6 protein-coding genes are annotated in these 6829 nt (G+C 59.8%); 3 read left to right on the top strand and 3 right to left on the bottom strand.

All coding sequences use genetic code 11. From position 1 onward, the window contains the following. Positions 1-1230 (top strand): DUF8696 domain-containing protein (locus IEW17_RS07160; protein ID WP_188561353.1); only part of this gene is annotated, 1230 nt, incomplete at its 5' end. A 66-nt stretch (positions 1231-1296) separates the two neighbouring features. Here IEW17_RS07160 and IEW17_RS07155 read toward each other — a convergent pair. From IEW17_RS07155 to queA, 3 genes are all read right to left on the bottom strand, one after another. Continuing rightward, on the bottom strand, positions 1297-2082 hold the full coding sequence (locus IEW17_RS07155; RefSeq protein WP_188561352.1) for an enoyl-CoA hydratase-related protein: 786 nt from the start codon (positions 2080-2082) through the stop codon (positions 1297-1299). Between the two features lie 81 nt (positions 2083-2163). Continuing rightward, on the bottom strand, positions 2164-2901 hold the full coding sequence (locus IEW17_RS07150; RefSeq protein WP_188561351.1) for a 2-C-methyl-D-erythritol 4-phosphate cytidylyltransferase: 738 nt from the start codon (positions 2899-2901) through the stop codon (positions 2164-2166). An 83-nt stretch (positions 2902-2984) separates the two neighbouring features. After that, entirely contained in the window at positions 2985-4034 is a 1050-nt protein-coding gene (queA, locus tag IEW17_RS07145) for a tRNA preQ1(34) S-adenosylmethionine ribosyltransferase-isomerase QueA (RefSeq protein WP_188561350.1), read from the bottom strand. Positions 4035-4257: 223 nt separating this feature from the next. Here queA and IEW17_RS07140 point away from each other — a divergent pair, with 223 nt between their 5' ends. Both IEW17_RS07140 and IEW17_RS07135 read left to right on the top strand, forming a co-directional pair. Then, positions 4258-5520: an ABC transporter permease gene (locus tag IEW17_RS07140; protein WP_188561349.1), complete on the top strand. Its 1263-nt coding sequence runs from the start codon at positions 4258-4260 to the stop codon at positions 5518-5520. 104 nt (positions 5521-5624) lie between these two features. Further along, entirely contained in the window at positions 5625-6737 is a 1113-nt protein-coding gene (locus IEW17_RS07135; RefSeq protein WP_188561348.1) for a mechanosensitive ion channel family protein, read from the top strand. Positions 6738-6829: the final 92 nt, after the last annotated feature.

Genomic DNA, 6829 nt, shown 5'->3' with positions numbered 1-6829 from the left:
AGCACGCTCAACGACGTGGTCTGCTCGGACAACAGCAACGTGGTGACGGTAACGCCCAACGCCATTGCGCCGGGCGTCATCGCCGGCAGCGCCACGGGCTGCTCGCCGTTTGACCCGGCTGCGTTCACCGGCACGGCCGGCAGCGGCGGCGGGGCCGTTACTTACCAGTGGCAGAGCCGGACGGGCACCACCGGTGTCTTCGCCGACATCACCGGGGCCACGCTGGCCATCTACGACGCACCGGCCGTGACGGCAACGACCGACTTCCGGCGCGTGGCCACGAGCACGCTCAACGGCGTGGTCTGCTCGGACAACAGCAACGTGGTGACGGTAACGCCCAACAACTGCATCACCGCGCACATCTACCCCACGCAAACGACTTGCTGCAACTACCAGAGTGGCGGCACGGCCCAATTGCTGAAAGGGTGCTTGGCCTTGGCCACACAGGGTAGCAAAACAACGGTAGCGAATGCCATACCAGGCGTATTCTTCTACTACGGTAGCTACACTGCTTCCGCAAGTGGTGGCTTAACTACTATTGTCGTTCAGCAGTCTGTTGCACCAAGCTCCATCAGCAGGCTGTTCAGTGCTCAGAATACTTCTAACGTACGCTTGACAACGGGTAACTGTCAATCGGTGCCTGGCAGTGTCACGTATACTCTGGACAGAACCGGCACTACTGCTACCATTGTATTTACCGCAGCTGCCAATCAGACGTATGTGGTTTCTGTCAAGTATGACATGAAGTCGATAGTTGGGGCCACCGTTCCTACCACTACGGTCGGCGGAACTGTAGCAACCTACACGTTCTCGATGACAGCCAACGGCTCGCTGGTTCCTGCCTCAACCGGCCAGCTACCGTTGGTCAATGGCTGCTCGGATACTACGCCTCCTGCTTCGGGTAGCTGCCCAGTTGCTCGCATCGCCTCTGCTGGTAAGTCGGCGGCTAGCGGCTCTGCCGGAACCAACAATTTGCTCACTGACGTGTACCCCAACCCAACCAGCTCCGATGCCACCATCACCTTCTCAGTGGCTAAAACCGGCTATGTTGTGCTGGATGTATACAATGCCATCGGCATGAAAGTGGCCACGTTGTATAACGGTGAGGCAATGGCCGGACAAACCTACTCGGCTATCCTGAAAGGTGCCGACCTGGCCATCGGCACGTACTTCTACCGGGTAATCACCGACGGTGAAACCAGAACTACTCGCTTCCTGATTATGAAGTAGTCCGTGGTTGTTCAACGTCTCACCAAAAAGACCCGCCCAGTTTGGGCGGGTCTTTTTGGTGAAGGATTATTGCCCCTTGAAAACCGGCTTGCGCTTCTCGCCAAAGGCCTGCACGCCCTCCGCGTAATCCTCCGATTCGCCGGCAATCTGCTGGCAGAGGGCCTCGTAGTCCAGCATTTCGTCCAGGGTGGCCGCGCCGGCTTTGTTCAGCATTTGCTTGATGAGGCCGATGGATTTGGTGGGGGCCGAGGCGTAGCGCGTGGCCAGGGCGTAAGTGGCCTCGTCCAGCTGCTCGGGGGCTACCACCTGGTTTACCAGGCCCAGGCGCAGGGCTTCTTCGGCCGGTACCTTGGTGCCCAGGCTGCACAGCTCAAAGGCCTTGAGCGTGCCCACCAGCCGCGGCAGAAACCACGACGAGCCCGAATCCGGCACCAGTCCGATGTTGATGAACACCTCAATCAGCGAGGCGTCGGTACTGGCCACCAGCGCGTCGCAGGCCAGTGCCAGCGAGCAGCCAGCCCCCGCCGCCACGCCGTTGATACGGCCGATGATGGGCTTGGGCAGCGCCCGCATGGCCCGGATAATGGGGTTGTAGCGCTTGTGCAACGAGTCGTAGAACGAGCGTTTCTCGCCGGTCTGGCTGGCCTTCAAATCCTGACCCGAGCAAAAGGCCCGGCCTGCACCCGTGAGCACCACCGCCCGCACACTGGCATCGCGCGCCACTTGCTTCAGCGCATCCTGCAGCTCGTAGCTCAGCGGGTCGTTGAAGGCATTGAACACCTCCGGGCGGTTGAGGGTAATGGTGGCGACGCCGTCGGGCCGCACGTCGTAAAGCAGGCTGGTGTATTCCAATGGATGAATGAGCGAATGGGTGGATGAGTGAATGCAAAGAAAGACACTACAAATTTCTCATTCCCCCATTCCCCAATTCGCTCATTCACCCATTGAAAGAAAGGCCTCTGCCACCACCAAATCCTCGGGCGTCGTGATTTTGAGGTTGCGGTAGTCGCCTTCCACCAGCTGCACGCGGCACAGGTCGTCCACTACGGTTGCGTCATCGGTGAAGGTGGCCAGTTCGGGCATGGCGTAGGCCCGGCGCAGCAAGTCAATCTCAAACGTCTGCGGCGTTTGCATCAGGCGCAGGCGGCTGCGGTTCTGGGCCGCCGAGCCCTGCGGCGACACCAGCCGCACCGAGTCTTTGGGCAGCACGGCCGCCGCCGCCGCCGCGTGCGTGGCCGCCGCCGCGTAGGTGCGCTCCACCACCTGCCGCGACACCAGCGGCCGCACGCCGTCGTGCACAGCCACCAGCCCTGCCGGGTGCGCGCCCAAGGCCGCTAGCCCCGCCTTCACCGAGGCCCAGCGGGTGGCCCCGCCCGCCACCAGCCGGTGCGGAATGGTCACGCCGAACTGTGCGCACAGCCCCTGCCAGGTCGCCAGCTGGTCGGCGGGCAGCACCATAATGATTTCGGCCACGCCCAGGGCCGGGTCGGCGAAGCGACGCAGGGTGTGGAGCAGCACGGGCTCGCCGCGCAGTAGTAGGAACTGCTTGGGCCGGTCGGCGGCCATGCGGCTGCCGCTGCCGCCCGCTACCAGCACGGCAAAGCGTGGAACGAGGGCACCGGGTGCCAGTGGCGGTTGGGGCTGAGGCGTTTGCGAAGCGGGAAATTTCATCGCCGCAAAGTTCAGACAAAAAAAGAGCGCCGCAGCCCCTTTTCAGGAACTGCGGCGCTCAAAAAGCTAGCTTTTCGCTCGAATTACAGAATCAGCATGGCATCGCCGTAGCTGAAGAACTTGTATTTCTCCTTAATGGCCTCTTTGTACGCCTCCATCAGCAGCGGGTAGCCGGCAAAGGCCGCCGCCAGCATAATGAGCGTGCTCTCCGGCATGTGGAAGTTGGTGAGCATGCAGTTGGCGATTTTGAAATCGTGCGGCGGGAAGATAAACCGGTCAATCCAGCCCTGGGTGGGTTTCATACGGGCATTGGCCGACACCGACGCCTCCATGGCCCGGACGGTGGTAGTGCCCACGGCGCACACGCGCTTCTTGGTGTCGAGGCCCTTATTCACCACTTCGCAGGCGGCGGCCGTCACGATGAAGTTCTCCGAGTCCATCTTGTGCTTGGTCAGGTCTTCCACATCCACGGTGCGGAAAGTGCCCAGGCCCACGTGCAGCGTCACGTACGCGGGCTCGATGCCCTTGATTTCCATGCGTTTCATCACTTCGCGGGTGAAGTGCAGGCCGGCCGAAGGGGCCGCCACCGCGCCAATATGCTCGGCGTAGATGGTCTGGTACCGCTCTTTGTCGGCCGGCTCGGTCTCACGGTTGATAACTTCCTTGGGCAGAGGGGTTTCGCCCAGCTCATAGAGAGCCTTGCGGAACTCCTCATCAGTGCCATCAAACAGGAACTTGATGGTACGGCCGCGCGACGTGGTGTTGTCGATAACCTCGGCCACCATGTCCGACTCGCCGAAATACAGCTTGTTGCCAACGCGGATTTTGCGGGCGGGGTCCACCAGCACGTCCCACAGGCGCAGCTCCTTGTTCAGCTCGCGAAGCAGGAATACTTCAATTTTGGCCCCGGTTTTTTCTTTGTTGCCGTAGAGGCGGGCTGGGAAAACCTTGGTGTCGTTGAACACGAAAACGTCGCCTTCAACAAAGTAATCGAGAATATCTTTGAAGGTGCGGTGCTCAATCTGGCCGGTGGCGCGGTGCACCACCATCAGGCGACTTTCGTCGCGGTTGCGGGCGGGGTGCAATGCCACTAAGTCCTCGGGGAGTTCAAATTTGAACTCGTGCAATTTCATCGCCATAGGGCAGTATTTGGGGGAATATACAGAATTTGGGAAGGCAAAAGTACGGCTTTTTCTTTAGAACTCGTTTTTTAGGGTTTGAAAGGCACAGGTGAAGTCCAGGACGTCGTGCTCAGCACAACGTCCTGGACTTCGTGACAGTCATTCCGCCGCAACTTCCCCGCCGAATTCCGTCTTTTGACCTCGGAATTCTGATTGCCACGCGCGCCCTCCCTATATGCTAGCCCTTCGTCTCACGCTCGAAAGCTTCCGGTTTGCCTGGGATGCCCTCAAAGCCAACTTGTTGCGCACGGTACTTTCGCTGTTGGGCGTTACGGTGGGCATCTTCGCCATCATCGCCGTGTTCACCGTCGTCGATTCGCTGGAGGCCAATATTCGCAGCAGCCTGGACTTTGTGGGCGATAAAATTATTTCGGTGCAGAAGTGGCCGCTGGAGTTCGGCCCCGATTATCCGTGGTGGAAATACTTCAACCGGCCCGTGCCCACGCCGCGTGAGTTCCAGCAGATGCGCAAGCAGCTGGGACCCAACAACAAGGGCCTGGCCATTTTCGCGGCCAATAGCGGCAATACCCTCAAAGCCGGCTCCAACTCGGTGGCCGACTGTGTGTTGCAAGGGGTGAGCTACGACTTTCGCATTGTGAGTAACGTGCCCATCAAAGAAGGCCGCTACTTCACTATGCAGGAGATGGACGGGGCCCGGCCGGTGGCCATCATCGGGGCCACCATTGCCGAAAACCTGTTTCCCAGCGGCGGTGCGCTAGGTAAGGAATTCAAAGCCCGGGGACAAACCTTCATCGTGATTGGGGTGATGGAAAAGGAGGGTAAAAAACTGCTCACCATTTCCAGCAACGACGCCAACTGCATCATTCCGTTCACGATGTTCACCAAGATGTTTGCGCTGAGCACCACCGGATTCGGGGGCGGGCCCAGTGCCACCATTGCCGTAAAGGGCCGCGACGAAGACCCCGGCCTGCTCGATTTGGAGTACGAAATGCGCGGCGTGGTGCGCAACATCCGCGGCCTGAAGCCCCGCGAACTAGACAACTTCGCCCTGAACCGACCCGAAATGGTGGCCTCAGCAGTGGGCAAGCTATTTGGTGTTATCGGCTTGGTAGGAGCCGTAATTGGGTCGTTTGCGATGTTGGTGGGTGGCTTTGGCATTGCCAACATCATGTTCGTGTCGGTGCGTGAGCGCACCAATATCATCGGTATTCAGAAGTCGCTGGGGGCGAAAAATTTCTTCATCCTGTTCCAGTTTCTGTTCGAAGCCATTTTCCTGTGCCTTATCGGGGGCGGGGCGGGCATCCTGCTGGTCTGGCTCATCACACTGGTGCCGCAGGACGCCCTGCCGCTCACCATGACGGCCGGGCGGGTGGTGCTGGGCCTGCTGGTGTCGGTGGGTATCGGCGTTATCGCCGGTATCGTACCCGCCGTAATGGCTTCCAACCTCGACCCGGTTATTGCCATTCGGGCGCAATGATAGTAGTGGTTGATAATTAGCGTATGTTGTTAACTACCAATTAGTAATAACTGATTACTAATCATTAAAAAACTGATATTCCGGCACTGGGTCGGAATCACTGCATGATGTTACCTGATTTCCTGCGTCACGAATTCCTGGGCAATACCCTGGGTCAATACCTGATTGCGCTACTCATTCTGCTGGTAGGCAGTGTGTTCCGACGAATCTTCTCGCGGCTGCTTAGCAAACTGCTGTTTTCGCTGACCAAGCGCTACACGGCCGGCGTGAGCGAGGAAGAACTGCAGGGCTTGCTCATTGAGCCGCTCTCCACGCTGTTGCTCATCGTGACGCTGCTCCTGGCCGGTACCACGCTCACCTACCCGCACAGCTCCATAGCGCCCGCAGGCGTGCTGCCCTGGCACGAGGTGCTGCTGCTGCGCCTGCTGACGCTGGCGTTCATTGTGGCGGCGGCGCGGGTGGCCCTGCGCCTGGTCGACTTCGCGCTGCTGGTGATGGCTCGGCGGGCCGCCCTGCGCACCGATGCCAGCCCCACCCGGCTCGACAACCAGTTCCTGCCCTTTGCCAAAGACCTGCTGAAGGTACTCTTCATCATCATTGCGGGCCTGGTGGCGCTGGGGCAGGTGTTTGGGGTGAATGTGACGGCGCTTATCGGCGGCTTGGGCATTGGTGGGCTGGCGGTGGCCTTTGCGGCCAAAGAAAGCCTCGAGAACCTCATTGCCTCGTTCACCATCTTCCTCGACCAGCCCTTTGGCGTGGGCGACCTCGTGACGGCGGGCGACGTGAGCGGTACGGTGGAGAAAATTGGCTTCCGCAGCACCCGTCTGCGCACGGCCGAGAAAAGCTACGTCACGGTGCCCAACAAAAGCATGATTGATAAGCCGCTCGATAACCTCTCGCTCCGCACTTCGCGCCGCGTAGGCTTCACGCTCATCTTCGACCAAAAGACCACCAGCGCCCAGCTGCACGCCATCATTGCCGGGGCTGTGGCCGCCATGAAAACCCATCCATTGGTGACGCAGGAGGTCCAGATGAAGTTTAGTGCCTTGGTGCCGGCCGGCAAGGAAGTGACCGTGCAATACTTTGTGGAAACCACGAGCTACGACGAATACCTTGATGTGAAAGAAAACCTCAACTACCGCCTCGTGGAAGTAGTGGAACAGCACGGCGGCGCCTTTGCGGGCACTCCAGTGCCCGTGGCGGCAGCCAAAGCGTAAGCCGCATTCGCCGCCCAGGTTTTGGCGGTGTGTAGCGCCACCCGCAACTAAGAAGAGGCCGCCCAATGAGCGGCCTCTTCTTGTTTTACAGC

Source organism: Hymenobacter frigidus, assembly GCF_014640435.1.
GTDB classification, from domain to species: domain Bacteria; phylum Bacteroidota; class Bacteroidia; order Cytophagales; family Hymenobacteraceae; genus Hymenobacter; species Hymenobacter frigidus.
The sequence above is the reverse complement of the archived record's forward strand: the minus strand, read 5'-3'. Positions and strand labels throughout refer to the sequence as shown.

Bases quoted from the DNA above. Each gene is read 5' to 3' on its own strand.
- IEW17_RS07150 (WP_188561351.1), bottom strand. From the start codon at position 2,901: ATGAAATTTCCCGCTTCGCAAACGCCTCAGCCCCAACCGCCACTGGCA.
- queA (WP_188561350.1), bottom strand. From the start codon at position 4,034: ATGAAATTGCACGAGTTCAAATTTGAACTCCCCGAGGACTTAGTGGCA.
- IEW17_RS07140 (WP_188561349.1), top strand. From the start codon at position 4,258: ATGCTAGCCCTTCGTCTCACGCTCGAAAGCTTCCGGTTTGCCTGGGAT.
- IEW17_RS07135 (WP_188561348.1), top strand. From the start codon at position 5,625: ATGATGTTACCTGATTTCCTGCGTCACGAATTCCTGGGCAATACCCTG.